Annotated in this window: 21 protein-coding genes; 15 read left to right on the top strand and 6 right to left on the bottom strand. The window is 64.0% G+C overall.

Annotated features, from left to right (window positions below; all coding sequences use genetic code 11):
• Positions 1-10 precede the first annotated feature (10 nt).
• Positions 11-772, bottom strand: a complete 762-nt coding sequence (locus tag BM190_RS10825; protein WP_028140629.1) for an SDR family oxidoreductase — start codon at positions 770-772, stop codon at positions 11-13.
• A gap of 107 nt (positions 773-879) precedes the next feature.
• Between BM190_RS10825 and BM190_RS10820 the strand changes: the two genes are divergently transcribed.
• On the top strand, positions 880-1392 hold the full coding sequence (locus BM190_RS10820; RefSeq protein WP_092254887.1) for a CvpA family protein: 513 nt from the start codon (positions 880-882) through the stop codon (positions 1390-1392).
• A 202-nt stretch (positions 1393-1594) separates the two neighbouring features.
• Positions 1595-2377 (top strand): SDR family oxidoreductase, encoded by a 783-nt coding sequence (locus BM190_RS10815; protein ID WP_018321389.1) that lies wholly within the window; start codon positions 1595-1597, stop codon positions 2375-2377.
• Positions 2378-2528: 151 nt separating this feature from the next.
• Here BM190_RS10815 and BM190_RS10810 read toward each other — a convergent pair whose 3' ends face one another.
• Positions 2529-3005 carry a DUF3775 domain-containing protein gene (locus BM190_RS10810; protein WP_026202540.1) on the bottom strand — a complete coding sequence of 159 codons (477 nt, stop codon included), beginning with the start codon at positions 3003-3005 and terminating at the stop codon, positions 2529-2531.
• A gap of 127 nt (positions 3006-3132) precedes the next feature.
• Between BM190_RS10810 and BM190_RS10805 the strand changes: the two genes are divergently transcribed.
• The 9 genes from BM190_RS10805 (at position 3133) to BM190_RS10765 (ending at position 12866) form a co-directional block, all read left to right on the top strand.
• Positions 3133-3984 carry an MBL fold metallo-hydrolase gene (locus tag BM190_RS10805; RefSeq protein ID WP_177237027.1) on the top strand — a complete coding sequence of 284 codons (852 nt, stop codon included), beginning with the start codon at positions 3133-3135 and terminating at the stop codon, positions 3982-3984.
• Between the two features lie 233 nt (positions 3985-4217).
• Entirely contained in the window at positions 4218-5060 is an 843-nt protein-coding gene (locus BM190_RS10800; protein WP_018321387.1) for a fumarylacetoacetate hydrolase family protein, read from the top strand.
• Between the two features lie 184 nt (positions 5061-5244).
• A complete protein-coding gene (locus BM190_RS10795; protein WP_092254243.1) occupies positions 5245-5856 on the top strand; it encodes a glutathione S-transferase family protein in 612 nt (203 codons plus the stop codon).
• Positions 5857-5960: 104 nt separating this feature from the next.
• Complete coding sequence (locus tag BM190_RS10790) at positions 5961-6830, top strand: MBL fold metallo-hydrolase (RefSeq protein WP_092254241.1); 870 nt, start codon at positions 5961-5963, stop codon at positions 6828-6830.
• A gap of 115 nt (positions 6831-6945) precedes the next feature.
• Positions 6946-8094: an alpha/beta hydrolase gene (locus BM190_RS10785; protein WP_092254239.1), complete on the top strand. Its 1149-nt coding sequence runs from the start codon at positions 6946-6948 to the stop codon at positions 8092-8094.
• A gap of 67 nt (positions 8095-8161) precedes the next feature.
• The gene (mbfA, locus tag BM190_RS10780; RefSeq protein ID WP_092254237.1) at positions 8162-9133 is read left to right on the top strand and encodes an iron exporter MbfA; all 972 of its coding nucleotides are present in this window, start codon (positions 8162-8164) and stop codon (positions 9131-9133) included.
• A gap of 118 nt (positions 9134-9251) precedes the next feature.
• On the top strand, positions 9252-10724 hold the full coding sequence (locus BM190_RS10775) for an amidase (RefSeq protein ID WP_092254235.1): 1473 nt from the start codon (positions 9252-9254) through the stop codon (positions 10722-10724).
• 190 nt (positions 10725-10914) lie between these two features.
• Complete coding sequence (locus BM190_RS10770; RefSeq protein ID WP_092254233.1) at positions 10915-11268, top strand: nuclear transport factor 2 family protein; 354 nt, start codon at positions 10915-10917, stop codon at positions 11266-11268.
• A 347-nt stretch (positions 11269-11615) separates the two neighbouring features.
• Positions 11616-12866: a putative hexosyltransferase gene (locus tag BM190_RS10765; RefSeq protein WP_244550634.1), complete on the top strand. Its 1251-nt coding sequence runs from the start codon at positions 11616-11618 to the stop codon at positions 12864-12866.
• Between the two features lie 33 nt (positions 12867-12899).
• Here BM190_RS10765 and BM190_RS10760 read toward each other — a convergent pair whose 3' ends face one another.
• Together BM190_RS10760 and BM190_RS10755 are read right to left on the bottom strand one after the other, a co-directional pair.
• Positions 12900-13988 carry a Zn-dependent alcohol dehydrogenase gene (locus BM190_RS10760; RefSeq protein ID WP_028140641.1) on the bottom strand — a complete coding sequence of 363 codons (1089 nt, stop codon included), beginning with the start codon at positions 13986-13988 and terminating at the stop codon, positions 12900-12902.
• Positions 13989-14033: 45 nt separating this feature from the next.
• Positions 14034-15818: an acyl-CoA dehydrogenase family protein gene (locus BM190_RS10755; protein ID WP_092254229.1), complete on the bottom strand. Its 1785-nt coding sequence runs from the start codon at positions 15816-15818 to the stop codon at positions 14034-14036.
• On the opposite strand from BM190_RS10755, the gene BM190_RS40355 reads away from it, so the two are divergent.
• The 3 genes from BM190_RS40355 to BM190_RS10745 all read left to right on the top strand — a co-directional run bounded on the left by BM190_RS40355 (position 15811) and on the right by BM190_RS10745 (position 17698).
• Complete coding sequence (locus BM190_RS40355) at positions 15811-15981, top strand: hypothetical protein (RefSeq protein ID WP_177237026.1); 171 nt, start codon at positions 15811-15813, stop codon at positions 15979-15981. The genes BM190_RS10755 and BM190_RS40355 overlap by 8 nt on opposite strands.
• Positions 15982-16050: 69 nt before the next feature.
• Positions 16051-16752, top strand: a complete 702-nt coding sequence (locus BM190_RS10750) for an SDR family NAD(P)-dependent oxidoreductase (protein WP_092254227.1) — start codon at positions 16051-16053, stop codon at positions 16750-16752.
• A gap of 115 nt (positions 16753-16867) precedes the next feature.
• Complete coding sequence (locus tag BM190_RS10745) at positions 16868-17698, top strand: enoyl-CoA hydratase (protein WP_018321376.1); 831 nt, start codon at positions 16868-16870, stop codon at positions 17696-17698.
• A gap of 238 nt (positions 17699-17936) precedes the next feature.
• On the opposite strand, the gene BM190_RS10740 is transcribed toward BM190_RS10745, so the two are convergent.
• Both BM190_RS10740 and BM190_RS10735 read right to left on the bottom strand, forming a co-directional pair.
• Positions 17937-18560, bottom strand: coding sequence for a GNAT family N-acetyltransferase (locus BM190_RS10740; RefSeq protein ID WP_092254225.1), 624 nt, complete (start codon positions 18558-18560; stop codon positions 17937-17939).
• Between the two features lie 68 nt (positions 18561-18628).
• On the bottom strand, positions 18629-18832 hold the full coding sequence (locus tag BM190_RS10735; RefSeq protein ID WP_092254223.1) for a DUF1127 domain-containing protein: 204 nt from the start codon (positions 18830-18832) through the stop codon (positions 18629-18631).
• A gap of 110 nt (positions 18833-18942) precedes the next feature.
• On the opposite strand from BM190_RS10735, the gene BM190_RS10730 reads away from it, so the two are divergent.
• Positions 18943-19842: a transcriptional regulator GcvA gene (locus tag BM190_RS10730; RefSeq protein WP_018321373.1), complete on the top strand. Its 900-nt coding sequence runs from the start codon at positions 18943-18945 to the stop codon at positions 19840-19842.
• Positions 19843-19973: the final 131 nt, after the last annotated feature.

The raw sequence follows: 19973 nt of genomic DNA, 5'->3' as shown, positions 1-19973 counted from the left end.
CCAGTGAGACTTAGTTCAACAGGAAACCACCGTCGACGGTAATCACACTCCCCGTCATGTACCGCGACGCCTGTGACGCCAGCAGCAGAATCGCGCCGTCGAGATCGGACTCGGCGCCGACACGGCGCTGCGGGATGCGCTTGGCCAGGCGCTCGCCTGCGGGGGTCGACCAGAAGGCGTGGTTCATCTCGGTGTCGATATAGCCGGGCGCGAGCGCGTTGATGCGGATGTTCTGACCGGCGAGCTCCAGCGCCATCGCCTTGGTGGCCTGGATGATGCCGGCCTTGGAGATCGCGTAAGGCGACACCGCCTTCAGGACGCCGGTGCCGAGCACGGAGGCGATGTTGACGATGTTGCCTGACTGCTTGCGCGCGATCATGCGCCGCGCGACTTCCGTCGCGAGGAAATAGGCGCCCTTGAGATTTGCGCCAATCACCGCGTCCCAATCCGCTTCGGTCTGCTCGGTGGCGAGCTTCTCGATGGCGATGCCGGCATTGTTGATCAGCACCGTGACGGGACCGAGCGCAGCCTCTGCCGCATCGACGGCCCGCGCGATCGAGGCCGTGTCGGTGACGTCGAGCGCGACCGCGGCGGCGCGGCCGCCTTTGCCGCGGATTTCCTCCTCCAGGCTCTTCAGCTTGTCGGCCTGACGCGCCGCGAGCGCGACGGCCGCCCCGTGGGCGGCGAGCACCCGGGCAAATTGCCGCCCCAGCCCCTGGCTCGCGCCCGTGACGAGGATGGTTTCTTTACTGACGTCGAATAGGCCTGACATTGGCGTAACCCTCGAGCTTTTGGAGCCATCAATACAGACGATTTTAGCGATCTGAAACCGGAATGATCGGTCCGGCGTTCATTCGTTCCATTGAGGCAGGCTTGCTCATGAACAATTTCGATCTCGCCGTCTATGCCGCGCTCGCCATCGCGGCCGGCTTCGGCTTCAGGACCGGCCTGCTCCGCAGCGCCATGACCATCCTCGCCTATCTCCTCGCTGCGCCGATCGCGGTCGCGCTGATGCCGCTGATCGCGCCGCAAATCGCCGGCAATCCGAATGCGCCTCTGCTGCAGAACTGGATCTGGCTGTTCGGCATCTTCGTGGTGGTCGGCATGCTGTTCGGCTATATCGGCCGCCTGGTGCTGAACGACACCATCCGCGACGCCGGTATCGGCGACCGGCTCGGCGGCGCCGCGCTCGGCGCCGTCAGGGTCGGTCTCGTCGCCACCACGCTGGTCCTGGTGTTCGACCAGATCGTGCCGGCCAACAAACAGCCGCCGTTTCTCGCCGGCTCGCATCTGCGGCCGCTGTTCTCGACGGCGGGTCAGATGGGCTTCAAATCGCTGCCCCCGGAAGCGAGCTCCGCGATCGACCGCCTCAAGCAGGAGCGGCGCATCTGACGCGCGAGAAGATCGCGCCTTTGTTGTTTGGGCATGAACTTTTCGGAAAACCGCTACGCACTTTTCCGGATCATGCCTGCGCATTTGCATCGCCGCGCGGACGCGCCATGCATTTTGATGCGAGCCCATGCCTTATCAGCGGCACCGATGTTGGCTAGAATAGCGGCATCCAAAACCTGCCTGACATTACGGGAGTGAAACAGTGGATCTTGGGATCAAAGGTCGCCGCGCCATCGTCTGCGCATCCAGCAAGGGTCTCGGGCGCGCCTGCGCCATCTCGCTGGCTGATGCCGGCGTTGACGTCACGCTGACCGCGCGCGGCGCGGAAGCTTTGAAGAAAACGGCGGACGAGATCCGGAAGGCCTATCCTGATGTGAAGGTCACCGAGATCGTCGGCGACATCACGACGCCGGCCGGGCGCGAAGCCGTGCTGAAGGCCTGCCCCGAGCCCGACATCCTGATCAACAATGCCGGCGGTCCACCGCCCGGCGATTTCCGCAACTGGACCCGCGACGACTGGATCAAGGCGATCGACGCCAACATGCTGACGCCGATCGAGCTGATCAAGGCGACCGTGGACGGCATGATGGCGCGCAAGTTCGGCCGCATCGTCAACATCACCTCGGCCGCGGTGAAGGCGCCGATCGATATCCTCGGCCTCTCCAACGGCGCGCGCGCCGGCCTCACCGGCTTCATCGCCGGCCTGTCGCGCAAGACCGTGATCAACAACGTCACCATCAACGGCCTGCTGCCCGGCCCGTTCGAGACGGATCGCCTGACCGGCACCGCAAAGGCCGAGGCCGACAAGCGCGGCGTCTCGGCCGAGCAGATCCTGACCGAGCGCGCCAAGCTCAACCCCGCCGGCCGCTTCGGCCAGCCCGACGAATTCGGCTATGCCTGCGCCTTCCTGTGCGGCGCCAAGGCCGGCTTCATTACGGGGCAGAACATCCTCCTGGATGGCGGCGCGTTCCCGGGGACGTTGTAACCCATCATCGCATCCGCAGCGGCGCATTCCACGAAAGATCGTCATGCCCGGGCTTGTCCCGGGCATCCACGTTCTTTGTTCGGCAAAGTAAGACGTGGATGGCCGGGTCAAGCCCGGCCATAACGATGTGGAGGCGTCAGAGCCCCGATCATCACCGCTGCTTCGTCGGCTCGTCTTCGTCCTGCTGGCTCGGACCAGACGAGTCGGCCGTCGTGCGCTCGTCGGTCCAGTCGATGCCGAATTCGTCGAGACCATCGGCGAGCAGATCGCCCAGCATCGGCTCGCCAAGCAGATAATGCACGGTTTCGCGGCGCGGGCTGCGATATTCGGTGCGCGCCTCCACCGCGCGGGCGCGCAAATCGTCCCACTCGTCGATCGTGCCGTCACCGCGACCGAGCCATGTCAGCGCGACGAGATCGAGCTGCTCGTCCTCGTTCAGGGCGATCATGAAGCTTCCGAGTTCTTGGACGACAGGATCGGAGCCGTCGTCCTCGAGAACATCGAGCGCGTCGTCATCGCTCGCGTTCGAGCCGGAATCCGGATCGGAATCGCCCTCCTTGACGTCGAATTCACGCGCCTTCTCGATGATGAAGGCGACCTTCTCCGCGGAAATCGCAAGCTCTGGCATGGCTTCCTCTTCGGCTTTTTCCTGGGGTTCCCGCGATAACGCCGCACCGCGTCAGATGATCCATTGCGCTTGATGGCGGAAACGGCGCATCTTTCGGCATCAAGGCAAGAACATGGGAAGGCGCCGGATGCAGTGGAAGGTCGGCCAAGTCAAAATCACCAAGATTGTGGAGCTGGAGACGGTCGGCTCGACCCGCTTCATCCTGCCGCTCGCGAGCAACGCAGAGGTTCAGAAGCTGCCCTGGCTGATCCCGCATTTTGCCACCGAAGAGGGCCGGCTGAAAATGTCGATCCATTCGCTGGTGGTGGAGACGCCTTCGCGCCGCATCGTTGTCGATACGGGCCTCGGCAACGACAAGCAGGGCCGCAATGTTCCGACCTGGAACAACCGCACCACACCGTTCCTGGCGACGATGATGGCGGCGGGCTTTGCGCCCGACAGCATCGACACGGTGCTATGCACGCATCTTCATGTCGATCATGTCGGATGGAATACGCGGCTGGTCGACGGCCGATGGGTGCCGACATTTGCCAAGGCACGCTACGTCTTCGGCAAGACCGAATACGAGCATTGGCTGGAACATTCGACCGAGCCGGACAAGCGGGCCGTGTTCGAGGATTCCGTGAAGCCGATCGTCGATGCCGGCCGGGCCGATCTGATCCCGAGCGATCACCAGCTGTGCGAGGAGATCAGCATGATCCCGACCCCCGGCCACAGTCCCGGCCATATGAGCATTCTCATCCGATCGGATGGCGAACAGGGTCTGCTTACGGGTGACGTCGCCCATCACCCTTGCCAGATGGCACATCTCGACTGGTCCTCGACCGCCGATTCCGACCAGACGCAGTCGGCCGAAACACGACGCGAATTGTTCGGCCGCTTTGCCGACACGCCGACGCTGGTGATCGGCGGCCATTTCTCGGCCGGGCATATCAGGCGGGATGGAGAGGCATTCAGGTTTGTGGCGCTGCAATCGTAGAATTCGTAGGGTGGATTAGCCCTGCAGATGCGCGAAGCGCATCTGCTCGGCGTAATCCACCTCTTCCGTCCTCGCGGAGGCAGACGTGGTGGGTTACGCCTTCGGCTAACCCACCTCCGCCTACGCCACGAGGGAAGGGCTGCAATGCGCCCCGCTCTGGGCGGTTGAATTTCCCGCCGCCCTGTTCCATGAAGCTGTTTAACCGATCGGTCCATTCCTAGGGAGAAACGAGAATGAAGCTTGTTCGTTATGGCGAGAAGGGCGCGGAAAAGCCCGGCCTGATCGACAAATCCGGCCAGTTACGCGACCTGTCGGCGCATCTGAAGGACCTCACCGGCGAGGCCTATTCGCCCGAGAGCCTGAAGAAGCTGGCAGGCCTCGACCCCGCCTCACTCCCGGCGGTCTCCGGCAAGCCGCGGTTCGGCGCGCCCGTCACCGGCATCTCGAAATTCGTCGCGATCGGCCTCAACTACTCCGACCATGCCAAGGAGACCGGCGCCGATATCCCGAGCGAGCCGATCATCTTCATGAAGGCAAACACATCGCTGTCCGGCCCGAACGATGCGGTCGAAAAGCCGCGCGGCTCGACCAAGCTCGACTGGGAGGTCGAGATCGCCGCGATCATCGGCACCCGTGCGAAATATGTCTCGGAAGCCGACGCGCTGAACCACGTCGCCGGCTACTGCGTCTGCAACGACGTCTCCGAGCGCGCCTTCCAGATCGAGCGCCTCGGACAGTGGACCAAGGGCAAGTCGCACGACACGTTCGGCCCGCTCGGACCGTGGCTCGCAACCAAGGACGAGATCAAGGACGTGCAGAACCTGTCGATGTGGCTGGATGTCAACGGCCAGCGCCGCCAGACCGGCTCGACCAAGACCATGATCTTCTCCATGGCCAAGTGCATCTCCTATGTCTCGCAGTTCATGACGTTGCTGCCCGGCGACGTCATCACGACCGGCACCCCGCCCGGCGTCGGCCTCGGCATGAAGCCGCCGACCTTCCTCAATGTCGGCGACGTCGTCAGCCTCGGCATCGAGGGTCTCGGCGAGCAGAGGCAGGAGATTATCGCGGCGTAAGCCGCCGCCCTCATCCTGAGGAGCGCGCAACGCGCGCGTCTCGAAGGATGCGCCACAAGCACGGTTGCCCGGCGTTCGCGCCGGGCAACGAGAGAGCGTCCCTCGTTGTCCATCCTTCGGGACGCGCGCCAAGAGGCGCGCTCCTCAGGATGAGGACTGTGTGCCTGGATAGAGGTTATTTCCAATGAAACTCACCTTCTCCCCCGCCTCGCCCTTCGCCCGCAAGGTGCGCATCGCCGCGATCGAGCTCGGGTTGATCGACAAGATCGAGCTCGTGCCCGCAAGCGTCGCACCGGGCACGGCCAATGAGGACTATTCGAAGATCACGCCGCTGAAGAAGCTGCCGGTGCTGATCACCAATGATGGCGACGTCATCCTGGATTCCTACGTCATCGTCGAATATCTCAACGAGATCGCCGGCGGCAGCCTGATCCCGGATTATGGCCCGCGGCGCTGGAAGGCCAAGACCAATCACTCGCTGATCAACGGCATGCTCGATTCCATGCTGCTGTGCCGCTACGAGAAGATGGTGCGGCCGCAGGGCCTGCAATGGCAGGCGTGGTCGGACGACCATTGGAACCGCGCCTGGACCGGCATGGCGCGCTTCGAGAACATGCCCGAAGTCCTCAATGGTCCCTTCGACATCTCGCAGATCGGCCTCGTTTGCGTGCTCGGCTATGCCGATTTCCGCTTCGCCGATTGCGGCTGGCGCAAGGCCTATCCGAAGCTCGACGCCTTCCATCAGAAGATGCTGGAGCGGCCCTCCGTGAAGATCTCGGTGCCGCCGGCCAGCTAAAGCGCGATGATCGTCATCGCGCTTTAGCTTGATTGTCTGAGCATGATCCTGTCGGAAAACCGCTGCACACTTTTCCGGAATCATGCTGTACAACCGGAGTTCTCATGAGCCTGAAGTTCTCGGTCGGCGATCTCACCATCCATCGCGTCATCGAGCAGGAAACCTCGTTCGTCCCGGCGCTGGAGATGCTGCCGGGATTGACGGCGGAGGTGCTGGCCGAGAATCGGGCCTGGATGCGCGAGAGCAAGGCGCTGGATGACCAGGACGTGCTGCTGCTGTGCTTTCAGTCCTATGTGGTGAAGACGCCGCACCACACCATTTTGATCGACAGCTGCATCGGCAACGACAAGCCGCGCCCCAATCGGCCGAAATGGAACATGAAAGCCGACGACACCTATCTGCGCGGGCTGGGCGCCGCCGGATTTGCGGTCGAGGACATCGACTTCGTGATGTGCACGCATCTGCACGTCGATCACGTCGGCTGGAACACGCGGCTGGAGAACGGCCGCTGGGTGCCGACCTTCCCCAAGGCACGCTACGTCTTCGCCAGGCAGGAATACGACCACTGGTTCGCGGAGAATGCGAAGACGGAGATTCCGCCCTTCGCCGACAGCGTGCTGCCGGTGGTCGAGGCCAACAGGCACGAGCTCGTCGGCAACGATCATCAGATCGGTGATCACGTCCGCATCCTGCCGACGCCTGGTCACACGCCGGGCCACATCGCCATCACGATGGGCCGCGGCAAGGACGATGCCGTGTTCTCCGGCGATCTCATGCACTCGCCGCTGCAGACGCTTTATCCGGAGCTGTCGATCAAGTTCGACGTCGATCCGGTCGCGGCAGCGAAAACGCGCCGCAGCTTCCTGGAACGCTATTGCGACACCGACACGCTGTGCTGTACCGCGCATTTCCCCTCGCCCTCGGTGGGGAAGATCCGGCGCAAGGGCAGTGCATTCGTGTGCGCGGCTGTTTAGCGAGATGCCGTAGGGTGGGCAAAGGCGCGCGCTTCGCGCGCCGTGCCCACCACTCTTTATGGTGGGCCCGCTCCGCTTTGCCCACCCTGCGATTCCACCCGAGTGGAGAGACACGATGCCCGCACTCCCCGACATCCCCCTGCCCGCCGGAATCCGCTCGCGTTATGTCGACGGCATCAACGGCTTGCGCATGCATGTGCTGGAGGCCGGGTTCGAGACCAAGGGGCGGCCATGCGTCCTCTTGCTGCACGGTTTTCCCGAGCTCGCCTTCTCCTGGCGCAAGGTGATGCCGACGCTGGCTGCGGCCGGCTATCACGTGATCGCGCCGGACCAGCGCGGCTATGGCCGCACGACGGGATGGCGCGCGGAGTACGACGGCGATCTCGCGCCCTTCTCGCACTTCAACCTGGTGCGCGATGCGCTCGGACTGGTGTCGGCGTTCGGTTACAAGCAGGTCGATCTGGTCGGGCACGATTTCGGCAGCCCGGTCGCATCCTGGTGCGCGCTGATAAGGCCTGATGTGTTTCGTTCGGTGACGATGATGAGCGCGCCGTTCGGCGGGCCGCCGCCCCTGCCCTTCAATACCGTCGACACACCAGCAAAGCCGCCCGCCGAAGACTCCGTGCATCGCGAGCTCGCCGCGCTGCCGCGGCCGCGCAAGCACTATCAATGGTACTATTCGACACGCGAGGCGAACGCCGACATGCAGCACGCGCCGCAGGGCGTCCATGATTTCCTGCGCGCCTATTATCATCACAAGAGCGCGGACTGGACCGACAACAAGCCGTATCCGCTGAAGTCCTGGTCGGCGGATGAACTCGCGAAACTGCCGACCTACTATGTGATGGACCTGAACCAGACCATGGCCGAGACGGTGGCGAAGGAAATGCCCTCGCCCGCCGCGATCGCCGCCAACCAATGGCTGCCGGACAGCGACCTCGCCTATTACAGCGCCGAATATGGCCGCACCGGATTCCAGGGCGGGCTGCAATGGTATCGCTACGGCACGTCGGGCATGCTCAACAGCGAGATGCAGCTGTTTGCAGGACGCAGCATCGACGTGCCCTCATGCTTCATCTCAGGCAAGCAGGATTGGGGCACTTACCAGCGTCCGGGCGTGTTCGAGGCGATGCAGGGGCGCGGCTGCACAAGGATGCTCGGCTGCCATCTCGTCGACGGCGCCGGACATTGGGTGCAGCAGGAGCAGCCCGCCGAGGTGAACCGGCTGCTGCTGGACTTCCTCGCCAGAACCCGCACCGCGTGATTTGACCCGGGAACTCCGGCCCCTTATATAGTTTAGAATAATTCTAAACTACTGATACAGGGCCGCCGTGAAGAATTTTGCCGATCTGACCGAGCGCGAGGTGCTTGCGGTCGCGATCTCCTCCGAGGAGGAGGACAGCCGCATCTACATGACCTTCGCCGAGGACCTCCGCGAGCGTTACCCGGACACGGCTAAGATCTTCGAGGAGATGGCCGAGGAGGAGCGCGGCCACCGGCACATGTTGCTGGAATTGTACGAGCAGCGCTTCGGCAAGCATCTGCCGCCGATCCGGCGCGAGGACGTCAAGGGATTCCTGCGCCGCCGCCCGGTCTGGCTCACCAAGAACCTGTCGCTCGACGCCATCCGCAGGGAAGTCGAGACCATGGAGATGCAGGCGGAGCGCTTCTACGTGAAGGCCGCCGAACAGGCCCAGGACGTCGGCGTGCGCCGCCTGCTCGGCGATCTCGCCGAAGCCGAGAAAGGTCACGAGGAGACCGCCGCAAAGCTGACGGGCGAGATCCTGAATTCCGACGTCCGCGCCGAGGAGGATCGCACCAACCGCCGCATGTTCGTGCTGCAATATGTGCAGCCGGGCCTCGCCGGATTGATGGACGGCTCGGTCTCGACGCTGGCGCCGCTGTTCGCGGCGGCCTTCGCCACCCACCAGAACTGGCAAACGTTTCTGGTCGGCCTCGCCGCCTCGATCGGCGCCGGCATCAGCATGGGCTTTGCCGAGGCGCTGTCCGACGACGGATCGCTTACGGGGCGCGGCTCGCCCTGGCTGCGCGGCATCACCTGCGGCGCGATGACGACGCTCGGCGGGCTCGGCCATACCGCGCCCTATCTGGTGCCGGATCATTGGGCCAATGCGTTCTGGATCGCAACGGCGATCGCCTGCGTCGTCGTGTTCTTCGAATTGTGGGCGATCGCCTTCATTCGCTCCCGCTATATGGACACGCCGTTCCTCCAGGCCGTGTTCCAGATCGTGCTCGGCGGCGCGATCGTGCTCGCGGTCGGCGTGTTGATCGGGGCGGCGTAAGCCCCCACCCTCGCTGTCATGCCCCGGCTCGACCGGGCATCAATCGCGATCAAACGGCGGTTGCAGCATTCGGGCAAACTGCGCATCATCCTCCGACAACAAGAGCAGGGGAAGCGCCGTGGCCAGATCGGAATGGAGTTTCAAGAGCGCGGTCGAGCTGTCGGCCGCATTGACCGCAAAGAAGGTCTCCGCGGTCGAGCTTACACAGGATGCCATCGACCGCATCGAGCGTCACGACGGCAAGGTCAATGCGATCTGCGTGCGGGATTTTGATCGCGCCCGCAGTGCGGCACGCGAGGCGGATGTGGCGCTGGCGCGCGGCGAGAAAAAACCGCTGCTCGGAATTCCGGTGACGGTGAAAGAATCCTTCAACATCGCGGGCCTGCCCACAACTTGGGGCTGGACGCCGCAAAAGGATTTCAAGCCAACGGAGGACGCGCTGTCGATCTCCCGGGTGAAGAACGCCGGCGGCGTCATTCTCGGCAAGACCAATGTTCCCGTGGGCCTGGGGGACTGGCAGAGCTATAACGACATCTACGGCACGACGAACAATCCATACGATCTCGGCCGCACACCCGGCGGCTCATCAGGCGGCTCGTCGGCAGCGCTTGCGGCCGGCTACGGACCGCTCTCGCTCGGATCCGACATCGGCGGCTCGCTGCGCGTGCCGGCATTCCATTGCGGCGTCTATGCGCACAAGCCGACCTACAATCTCTGTCCCACGCGCGGCCATACGCCGCCGCCATTTCCTGCGGTCCCGATGGAACGCGATATGGCGGTGATCGGCCCGATGGCCCGCAGTGCAGCCGATCTGACGCTGTTGCTGGACGTGATGGCCGGTCCCGATCCGGTCGACCTCGGCATCGGATACAAGCTGGCGCTGCCGGACGCACGCCACGACAGGCTGAAGGATTTCCGCCTGCTTGTGATCGACAGCCATCCGCTGCTGCCTGCGAATTCCGACATTCGCGGCGCGATCGACACGCTGGCCGGGCGATTGACGGGCGCCGGCGCGAACGTCGCGCGCGAAAGCCCGCTGTTTCCGGACTTCCGGGAGGCCTCGCGTCTCTATATGCGCATGCTGATGAGCTTCCTGGGCGCCTTCCTTCCGCCGGACATTCTCGCCGGCGCGCGGGCCGGCGCGGCGCAACTCTCGCCCGACGACAAGAGTCTTGCGGCCGAGCGCCTGCGCGGCATGACCTCGAGCCATCAGGCCTGGGTGTTCGACGAAGGCGCGCGCGCCGGGCTGCGTGCGCAGTGGCGGCAATTGTTCAGGTCATTCGATGCGGTGATCTGCCCGATCATGCCGACCCCCGCCTATCCGCATGATCATTCGCCGGAGCAGGAGAAGCGCCGGATCAATATCGACGGCAAGGACCATGTCTATCCGGACCAGCTTGCCTGGCCCGGCATCGCCACGCTGACGGGCTTGCCGGCCACGGCCGTTCCGCTCGGCCTGTCGAAGGATGGTCTGCCGGTCGGCGTCCAGATCATCGGCCCCTTCCTCGAAGACCGCACGCCGCTCAAGCTCGCTGAACTGATCGAGCGTGAGTTCGGCGGGTTCACGCCGCCGCCACTATTTAATGACTAGTTCTTCCCGTCATTGCGAGCGAAGCGAAGCAATTCAGAATTTTTCCGAGGCGACAGTCCGGATTGCTTCGTCGCCGGCGCAAAATTGCTTCGCAATCTTGTCGCGGGCTCCTCGCGATGACGGAGGACGACAACGTCGCGATTTCTGGGCTCGCGCGTCGGGCGCCCCGGAATGACGGAAAGGAAGCAGCATGAGCCAGGACCTCGACCAACTGACCGCCCTCAACCGTGACTACGTTGCCTCCGTGCAGAACTGCGACGTCAAGCGTTTCGACGAAATCCTGGCGGCGGAGTTTTATTGCTCCAATCCCGACAAGACGCTGGTCGACCGTGCCGCTTTCCTGGAGCAGACAGCGCGGCCGATCGCTATCCGGAACTTGAAAGAGCGCGACGTCATCATCCGCATCATGGGCGACTTCGCCGTCATCCACGCCGCGACGAGCTACACCACGGCGGATGGCCAGCAGGCGACGGGGCGCTACACCGATTGCTGGGCGAAGCAAAATGGCAAGTGGCTCGCGGTGTCGGCACACGTGTCGCGGTGAGGAGGGGACGCTGCCGTTCCCCCCTCGCACCGCGGGATTCGACGACTGCCATAAAGCAATCGCTAACCAAACAATCTTTTCCCGAGCAATGGGCAAACCGCTCATCTGAGATTTATCCAGCTGGCAATCGTTCGCCCGTCAAAATTGCAGTCGACGAGAGGTCCCCTCAGGGCATCGATCTCGAGCATGTCGGGAGGACACGCTGCGAATCCGGCGAGAGTGATTGCGTGACAAACGATACAATTGAGATAGGTGCGCTTCGCGACCCCTATCATCGCGTCAATCCAGACGAGACGCTGCCCGAGAGATGGCGGATTCCGATCGCCATAGCGATCGGGTGCGGGCTCGTGGGCCTTGTGCTCCGTTACCTCGCGCGGGAACACGCGACCGCTGACGCCGCCGAGTACATCACCTGGTATAGCTTTGCTCGAGATCACGGCATTGGCGGGCTGGCCGAGGCTTTCACCAACTACACGCCGTTCTACAGCTACCTGCTGCTGATCGCCGCCCGATTTGACTGGCTGGGCCAGCCGCTCTCCCTCGTGAAGATGATCTCGGCCATATTCGAGTTCGGCTGCGCGATCGTCGTGGCCCAGATGGTCTGGCGCGTGACAAGTGTGCCGTTGCGCGCCTCCCTGGCCTTCTGCGCGGTGTGGCTTGCGCCGACGGTGCTCTTCAATGGCGCAATGTGGGGACAGGCCGATTCGATCTGGACCTTCTTCGCGCTGATTTCCGTGGCGATGTTCATGCGGGACCGAAACGGCGTTGTGCCGTTCGCAGTGGCCTGCTCGGTGAAAGCCCAAGGCGTCTTCCTGGGGCCGTTCGTGCTGGGCATGATCCTGCGCCGCAGGATCCACCTGGCATGGCTTGCCGCTATTCCGGGAGCCTATGCGATCCTCGCCATTCCGGTTCTCGTCGCCGGCAGGTCCCTGGTCTCCGTATTCGGGATCTATCTCGGCCAGGCCAACACATTTCATCACCTGACCATGAATGCAGCGAATATCTGGGTGTTCGCGGGAGGAACGCCGTACACGGTCGGCGTCGCCGCCGGCCTCGTGCTCGCGGCGGCGAGCGGGCTTGCCCTATCGATCTTCATCGCACAGTCCAGGCGGACGGGGCCGGAGTTCATTCTGCTCGTCGCGTGCGTATCGCTCATCCTCATGCCGTATTTGCTTCCGAAGATGCACGAGCGCTATTTCTACGGGTTCGAGCTTGCGGCGATCGCCCTGGCCTGCCTCAATTTGCGCTATCTGCCGTTCGCGGTGATTGCCCAAGTCGATGGCGTGCTATCCTACCTCGCATTCGAGAGCGAGATCGTCATGGGCCTGTTGCCGGCGGCGCTCTGCAACACCCTTCTCGTGTTCTACCTCGTGCTCGATCTCCGCCACGGCGAACGTGGATTTCGCCTTCCGAGGTTTGCCTGGCTTGGCTTCACCGCGTCGACTGCGGGATTGTTCTCCTATCTGCTGTTCGCGGGTCCCGGCTTGAACGTATCCGTCGCGTATATGCTCGTCGCGGGTCTCGCCACGGCCATGACGCTGTTGCTCGTGAAGGAGACACGTTGCGCCTCGGCCGACGGTCCGGCCGCGTCGCGTTGACTTGATTTTCGAGCGACGACGGCGTCCGTGGCGCTAGCTGTCGAACACGATCACGCTGCGCAGCGTCTTGCCGGCTTTCATGTTGGCAAAACCCTCGTTGATCTCGGACAGCTTCAATTTCGCCGAGATCCAGTCCTCCAGATGCAGCCGTCCACGCAGGTAGAAGTCGACCAAGCGCGGCATGTCGACGCGAAAATGGTTCGAACCCATCGAGGAGCCCTGAATCCGGCGCTCGCGCAGGAAATCGAAACCGTGCAGTTCGATCTTCTGGCCGAACGGGATCATGCCGACGATGGTGGCGGTGCCGCCGGAGGCGAGCATGCCGAACGCCTGCTCGGCTGTCTCCTTGCGGCCGAGCACCTCGAAGGAATGATGCACGCCGCCATTGGTGAGATCGCGCACCTGCTTCACGACGTCGCCGTCGGCGGGGTTGATGATGTCGGTCGCACCCAGCTTGGTCGCCAGCTGGAGCTTGGCCGGATTGGTGTCGATGGCGATGATGCGGCCGGCGCCGGCGATCTGCGCGCCGTTGATCGCGGCCATGCCGACGCCGCCGCAACCGATCACCGCCACGGTCTCGCCGGCCGTCACCTTCGCGGTATTCACCACCGCGCCATAGCCGGTGATGACGCCGCAGCCGATCAGCGCGGCGAGATCGAGCGGCATCTCCTTGCGGATTTTGACGATGGCGTTCTCGTGCACCAGCATCTGTTCGGCAAAGGACGAGAGATTGAGGAACTGGTGCAGCTTCTCAGGCTTGGACCACTGCATCCGGTTTGAGGCGCCCGGCAGCAACTTCACGGTGGTGTCGGTGCAGAGGACGGTGCGGCCCGTGGTGCAGTTGTCGCAGGTGCCGCAGAACACCGACAGGCAAGTGACGACGTGGTCACCCGGCTTGACGTAAGTGACATCGGAGCCGACCTGCTCGACGACACCAGCGGACTCGTGGCCGAGCACCGCGGGCAGCGGATGCGGATAGAGCCCTTCCATGAAATGCAGGTCGGAGTGACAGAGCCCGGCGACCGTGGTGCGGATCAAGACTTCGCGCGGTCCCGGCTTCGGCAGGCTGACGTCCTCGATGACGAGCGGCTGGTTGACTTCATAGAGGACGGCGGCCTTCATCGAGCTCTCCCTGTCGCGTTTCTTGGTTCGATCGTGGCGTGCAGCCTACGCTGCCAGAACCAGTTCGCCAACCTCGCTCATGCCGGCTGAGCTGTCGCCGAGCAGCAGCGCGGCGATCCTGGCTTGCGTCGCATTTTCCGTCAGCCGGAACGGATCGCTTGGCGCCACCCGATGATCGATGACGAGCCGCGACAACAGCAACCGGCGCGCATCGCCGCGCATCTCGTGGATGCGATGTGCCTCCCAGGCGAACGCGACGGCGCTGGCGACATGATAGAGCAGACTCGTTGCACGACGCGCATCGGCCTCGTTCTCGGATTTCCCCGCGACCTCTCGCGCAAAACCCACCGCACGATCGACGAGGCCACGTAGATTGTCGCGCCAGGCCTGCGGCACGGATGCACTGTCATCGAGCCGCGCATGCAGATCGGCTGACAGCGCGGATTCCGCGCCATGGCGACCGACTGCGCGCCGGAGCGCATCAATCGCGACGATGTTGCCGGTGCCTTCCCAGACCGAGCCGAGATGCGCATCGCGCAGCAGGCGCGGCGTCGCGAATTCCTCGATATAGCCGATGCCGCCGCGCATCTCGAGCGCATCGCCGCAGACCTTGCGCGCATCGCGCGTGGCGCGGAACTTCAGCGTCGGGGTGAGGATGCGCAGCAGCGCCGCGGCATCCTGGCTGCCGGCCTCGGCGCGGTCGAGCGCGTCCGCAGTGAGGAAGCTCATCGACAGCGCCTGCTCGACCGGCAGCATGATCTTCAGCATCTGCCGCCGGCCGAGGGGAAGGTCGATGATGCGGCTGCCGAATACCACGCGATTTGTCGCCACCGTCATCGCGTCGTGATAGGCGCGGCGCATCAGCGCGGTGGATTTGACGCCGTTGGAGAGCCGCGACGAATTCACCATCTCGGCCATCTGCACGAAACCGCGGTCGAGCTTGCCGACCGCATAGGCGATCGCGCCTTCCAGCTTGATCTCGCCCGAGGCCATCGAGCGTGTGCCGAGCTTGTCCTTCAGACGCACGATCCGGTAGTGGTTCTGCGAGCCGTCGTCGAGGAAGCGCGGCATCAGGAACAGGCCGACGCCGCGCGTGCCGGGGCCGGCGCCTTCGGGGCGCGCCAGCAGCATTACCACTTTCGCATCCGCATTCGAGCAGAACCATTTCTCGCCAGTGAGGCGCCAATGGTCGCCCTCCTGCACCGCGCGCGTGGTCAGCGTGCCGACATCGGAGCCGCCCTCCTTCTCGGTCATGAACTGGCCGCCTTGCGTTAGCTTGCTCATGTCGGTCTGGGTCAGGCCGTCCAGATATTTCGCCTTCAGCGCCTCGCTGCCGAAATTCGCCAGCAGCTTTGCGCAGCCGTCGGTGACGTTGATCGGACAGCCCATGCCGAATTCGGTCTGGTTGAACAGGAAGGTGAAGGCGTGCTTGGCCACCACGGGATATTTGTCCGGCCAGCCCATGATGCCCTTGCGGATCGAGAGCGCGTGGATGCCGAACTCGCCGAACGCCGCGTTCTCCAATTCGCGATAGGCCGGGTGATATTCGATCCACTGCACGTCGCGGCCGAACTTGTCGCGCTGGTGCAGCACCGGTGTATGACGGTCGGCGAGCCGCGCGCAGTCGTCGAGCCGGCCGCCGGCGAGTTCGCCGAGACGATCGAGATGCGGCTCGATATGGCGGAACAGATTTTCCGGGAGATGGATGCGGAGCAGGTCGGTCAGCGCGGGATCGGCGCGGTAGAAGTTCATCCCCGTGGTGTCGGGCGCCAGCAGTCCGGATGATGCGGCCACGACATTCTTCGGCTGCGCTGGGGCCGGCTTGGGCATGATCGTCCTCTTGGTTTCCGTCGTGCGGACATTTTGCGCTGATTTGGCGCTTGCCGCTTGGAATGATGTCGATCATGCTCCAGCGGCGGATGCGGATAAAGCCGCAAATCGTCAGGGCGGCATGATCGCCGCGAGGGAGCAAACTCGCCCTGCGGAATTGTGAACGTCCCGGCTGGTTGTCCGTGCGGACCATGCATAGATCAACGGCTTCCCGTCTGCGAGAGATCACGCCATGGAACATCCGAAATACAAGATCGCCCTCATCGTCGGTGCCGGCGAAGGCCTGAGCGCTTCGCTGGCGCGCTTGCTGGCTGCGCAAGGCATTCGCGTCGCGCTGGCGGCGCGCAAGATCGAGAAGCTGGGCGCGCTCTGTAGCGAGACCGGCGCGAAGGCCTATGCCTGCAACGCGGCGGATCCGGAGGAGGTCGAGCGGCTGTTTGGCCTGGTCGAGCGCGAGATCGGCACGCCCGACCTCGTGGTCTACAATGCCAGCGGCCGCACGCGCGGGCCGTTCGTCGACCTCGTCCCTGCCGACGTCGCCAACGCGATCGCGGTCAGCGCCTATGGCGGTTTTCTGGTTGCGCAACAGGCTGCAAAACGCATGCTGCCGAACAAGCACGGCGCGATCCTGTTCACCGGCGCCTCCGCCAGCGTCAAGGGCTACGCGCAGTCGGCCTCGTTCGCGATGGGCAAGTTTGCGCTACGCGGCCTCGCGCAGAGCCTGGCGCGCGAATTGTCGCCGCAAGGCATTCATGTCGCGCATTTCGTGATCGACGGCGGCATCCGTAGCGCGGCGCGGACGGAAGCCGAAGACAAGCCGGATTCGATGCTCGATCCCGACGCGATCGCGCAGAGCTATTGGAACGTGTTGCAGCAGCCGCGCAGCGCCTGGAGCTGGGAGCTCGAGCTGCGGCCCTGGGTGGAGAAGTTCTGAGGCGAGATGCCGTAGGGAGGGCAAAGGCGCAACGCGCCGTGCCCACCATCTCGGACGCGAAAAGCAATGGTGGGCACGCTTCGCTTTGCCCACCCTACGAGAGTGGGGAGGAATAATGAGCAGTGAAACCACCATCGACACCGGCACCAACGAGCTCCTCTGCGTCATCCGCGACCGCGTCGCTGTCATCACACTTAACCGGCCGGACGCGCGCAATTCGCTGTCGGATACGCTGACACCGGCGCTGCGCACGATGATCCGCAGCTGCGGCGAGAACCCCGGCGTCGGCGCGCTGCTGATCACCGGCGCGGGCGAAGCGTTCTGCGCCGGCGGCAACGTCAAGGGCATGGGCGCCCATCGCGACAAGGCAAAGCTCGAGATGCCGCTGGAAGATCGCATCGCCGATCTGCAGGAACGGCAACGGCTGCTCACCGGCGCGCTGGTGTCGGTGCGCAAGCCGACCATCGCCGCCCTGCCCGGGCCCGCGGTTGGCGCCGGACTCGCCATCGCCATGGCCTGTGATATCCGCATCGCCGCGCAATCGGCCTTCGTCGCCACCGGCTATGCCCGTATCGCGCTGAGTGGTGATTACGGCATCGCCTGGCTGCTCACCCGCCTCGTCGGCACCGCGCGGGCGCGCGAGCTGATGTTCACCGGCGACCGTGTCGATGCCGCGCGCGCCGAGGCCATCGGCCTCGTCAACCGAGTCGTGCCCGATGACAAATTGCAAGCCGAGGCCTTCGCGCTGGCCAAATCGCTCGCCGAAGGCCCGCGCCTCGCGCTGCGCTACATGAAGGATAATCTCGACGAAGCCGTGCTGTTCGACTTCGAAACCGCGCGCGACCACGAAGCCGAACGGCTGATCCGCCTTACCACGACCGCCGATCACAAGGAGGCGGTGCAGGCCTTCATCGAGAAGCGGAAAGCGGTGTTCACGGGGAAGTAGCAGCGTTCGAAGATCTATGACCGTCACCCTGAGGTGGCCGCTTCTTCAGCGGCCCTCGAAGGGCGACGGCCCGACTGTTGCTGCGCGAAGTCCGACACCGGGGATGCAGAAGGGGCCGCTCATCCTTCGAGGCTCCCCGCGCGTCGCGTTGCGCCGCGCGTCTCGCACCTCAGGATGACGGATCTGCAAGCAAAAAAAACGCCCGGCGCTGGATGACCAGGCCGGGCTTGCAGTGATGTCAAACCGAGGCTGAGGGGCTTTCGGCCTGACGGGAAAGGGCGGCGAGGCGCCAGCTCGCGCAGGGGATATCCTTTGCCGCGACGCTGATCTCCTTGTCGAAGCGCACCAGCTTCCAATCATCAGGGTGATTGACGAAGGCGAAACCGGATTTGCGGGCGAGCGAGACCATGGCCTCGTTGGAGCGTAGCGTGTCGCCAAAGATGTGCTCGGCGCCAAGCGCGGCCGCGCGGCATTCGAGATTCTTCAAAAGCGCTGTGGCGATGCCGTGGCCCTGCCAGCGATCATGAACCGACAGGCCGAATTCAAGCGTCGCGGTTTCGGCCTGCAGCGCATAGCGCGCCTCGGCGACGATGGTCTCGAAGCCGTCGACCATCATGGTCGCGACCACGGTGAAACGTTCGCGCTCGCCGATCTGAAGGAAGTCGTGCAGCAGTCCGTTCGGCAGCTCGCTGATCGCGCCGAAGAAACGGTTGTAGCGGGAGCGGGTCGAGAGCGAGCGGAAATAGTGCTGAAGCTCGTCGGTATCGCGCGGCTCGACGAAGCGGACATTGAGCGCCTCACCCTGCCGGGTGCGCAGCGTGTCCGAATATTGCTTCAGATCTTCCAGGCGAAGAACGGTCATGACACATGCTCGAGACAAAAAGGACCGCCGGCGCCCCTCTGATGAGGCGGCGCCGGCCTGGCGGCCAATCAGGCCCGCCAGAAGGGTTTGTCGGCCTCGTAGGCGATGTCGGACCAGGACAGCCCGACATCGTGGAGATCACGCGCGGTCCAGTGCGTGAGTTCGCGCCTGGTCCGGTAGCGCTCGTGCCAGACGTGAAGCGTCTCGCCGATCTGCTCGATCAGGCCCGGTGCATGATGATTTGTCATCCAATTGTCAGTCAAAGTAGACATTTTCAGCTCCTGGAGCTAAGTTGTCCGCTAATATCTGCTTCCTGGTGCACTGCGACAAACGACAATTTGTACCTTTTCGCATGAAATAACGTCATGTATCCTGCTGCCAAATGACTGCCAGATTGCCGTCCCTGAACGGATTGCGGGCGTTTGAGGCCGCCGCGCGCCATCTCAGCTTCACGCTGGCGGCGGCCGAGCTGAACGTGACGCAGACCGCGATCAGCCATCAGATCCGAAGGCTCGAGGAGGAGCTCGGCATCCGCCTGTTCATCCGGCAGAACCGTGCGCTGGCCCTGACCCCGGAGGCGCGCGACTACCTCCCCGGCGTCCGCGCTGCCTTCAACGACCTCCGGCTTGCGACCGACCGGTTGCTGCGCAAGGACGACGACAAGGTGCTGACGGTCTCAACGCTGGCCTCGCTCGCCGCAAAATGGCTGTTGCCGCGGCTGACGGATTTCCAGGAGCAGCATCCCGGCATCGACGTTCGTATCACCACCTCGACCAGCTTCGTCGACTTCCAACGCGACAATGTCGATGCCGCGATCCGCTACGGCCGCGGCCAATGGCCGGGCCTGCGCGCCGACTGGCTGATGGCGGATGAGCTGTTTCCGGTGTGCAGTCCGTCGCTATTGCGTGGCGACAAGCCACTGCGCCGGCCCGAAGATCTGGGAAACCATCCGCTGCTGCACACCTCAAGCGCCAACAGCGACGATTGGCGGCTTTGGCTGACCGCGGCAGGCCTGCCGGCCGACATCGCGAGGCACCCCGGTATCACCTTCGACATGATCTTCATGACCATCCAGGCCGCGATCGACGGCATTGGCGTCGCGATGGGACGGACCTCCTACGTCCAGGACGACATCGCCAAGGGCCGCCTCGTGGTGCCCTTCAAGATCGCGCTGCCGGCCGACGCCGGCTTCTACCTGGTCGCGCCCGAGGGGCGCCGCGAAGCACCGAAGCTGACCGCATTCCGCCAATGGCTGATTGCTGCAACGCAAAATAAGGCCTGAAAAATCAGCAGCTTCCTCCGCAAAACGGATTGACTCCCCCCGCCTCGCGCGGGAAGAGGCGTGGCAGATTGTCGCAGCCTCTGTCGCCTTGCCGTGGGATGATTTCCCGGTCCGGCCAGACCTTTCCAAGG

The sequence above is a fragment of the Bradyrhizobium sp. Rc3b genome (assembly GCF_900114915.1).
Lineage (GTDB): Bacteria > Pseudomonadota > Alphaproteobacteria > Rhizobiales > Xanthobacteraceae > Bradyrhizobium.
Note: the sequence above shows the minus strand (reverse complement) of the source record. Positions and strands in the feature narration are given on the sequence as shown.

What these genes read in the sequence shown, in the direction of transcription:
- BM190_RS10805 (WP_177237027.1), top strand. Translation starts at nt 3,133, where the DNA reads ATGCAGTGGAAGGTCGGCCAAGTCAAAATCACCAAGATTGTGGAGCTG.
- BM190_RS10770 (WP_092254233.1), top strand. Translation starts at nt 10,915, where the DNA reads ATGAGCCAGGACCTCGACCAACTGACCGCCCTCAACCGTGACTACGTT.
- BM190_RS10800 (WP_018321387.1), top strand. Translation starts at nt 4,218, where the DNA reads ATGAAGCTTGTTCGTTATGGCGAGAAGGGCGCGGAAAAGCCCGGCCTG.
- BM190_RS10755 (WP_092254229.1), bottom strand. Translation starts at nt 15,818, where the DNA reads ATGCCCAAGCCGGCCCCAGCGCAGCCGAAGAATGTCGTGGCCGCATCA.
- BM190_RS10810 (WP_026202540.1), bottom strand. Translation starts at nt 3,005, where the DNA reads ATGCCAGAGCTTGCGATTTCCGCGGAGAAGGTCGCCTTCATCATCGAG.
- BM190_RS10740 (WP_092254225.1), bottom strand. Translation starts at nt 18,560, where the DNA reads ATGACCGTTCTTCGCCTGGAAGATCTGAAGCAATATTCGGACACGCTG.
- BM190_RS10730 (WP_018321373.1), top strand. Translation starts at nt 18,943, where the DNA reads ATGACTGCCAGATTGCCGTCCCTGAACGGATTGCGGGCGTTTGAGGCC.
- BM190_RS10790 (WP_092254241.1), top strand. Translation starts at nt 5,961, where the DNA reads ATGAGCCTGAAGTTCTCGGTCGGCGATCTCACCATCCATCGCGTCATC.
- BM190_RS10825 (WP_028140629.1), bottom strand. Translation starts at nt 772, where the DNA reads ATGTCAGGCCTATTCGACGTCAGTAAAGAAACCATCCTCGTCACGGGC.
- BM190_RS10760 (WP_028140641.1), bottom strand. Translation starts at nt 13,988, where the DNA reads ATGAAGGCCGCCGTCCTCTATGAAGTCAACCAGCCGCTCGTCATCGAG.
- BM190_RS10820 (WP_092254887.1), top strand. Translation starts at nt 880, where the DNA reads ATGAACAATTTCGATCTCGCCGTCTATGCCGCGCTCGCCATCGCGGCC.
- BM190_RS10745 (WP_018321376.1), top strand. Translation starts at nt 16,868, where the DNA reads ATGAGCAGTGAAACCACCATCGACACCGGCACCAACGAGCTCCTCTGC.
- BM190_RS10785 (WP_092254239.1), top strand. Translation starts at nt 6,946, where the DNA reads ATGCCCGCACTCCCCGACATCCCCCTGCCCGCCGGAATCCGCTCGCGT.
- BM190_RS10750 (WP_092254227.1), top strand. Translation starts at nt 16,051, where the DNA reads ATGGAACATCCGAAATACAAGATCGCCCTCATCGTCGGTGCCGGCGAA.
- BM190_RS10735 (WP_092254223.1), bottom strand. Translation starts at nt 18,832, where the DNA reads ATGTCTACTTTGACTGACAATTGGATGACAAATCATCATGCACCGGGC.
- BM190_RS10795 (WP_092254243.1), top strand. Translation starts at nt 5,245, where the DNA reads ATGAAACTCACCTTCTCCCCCGCCTCGCCCTTCGCCCGCAAGGTGCGC.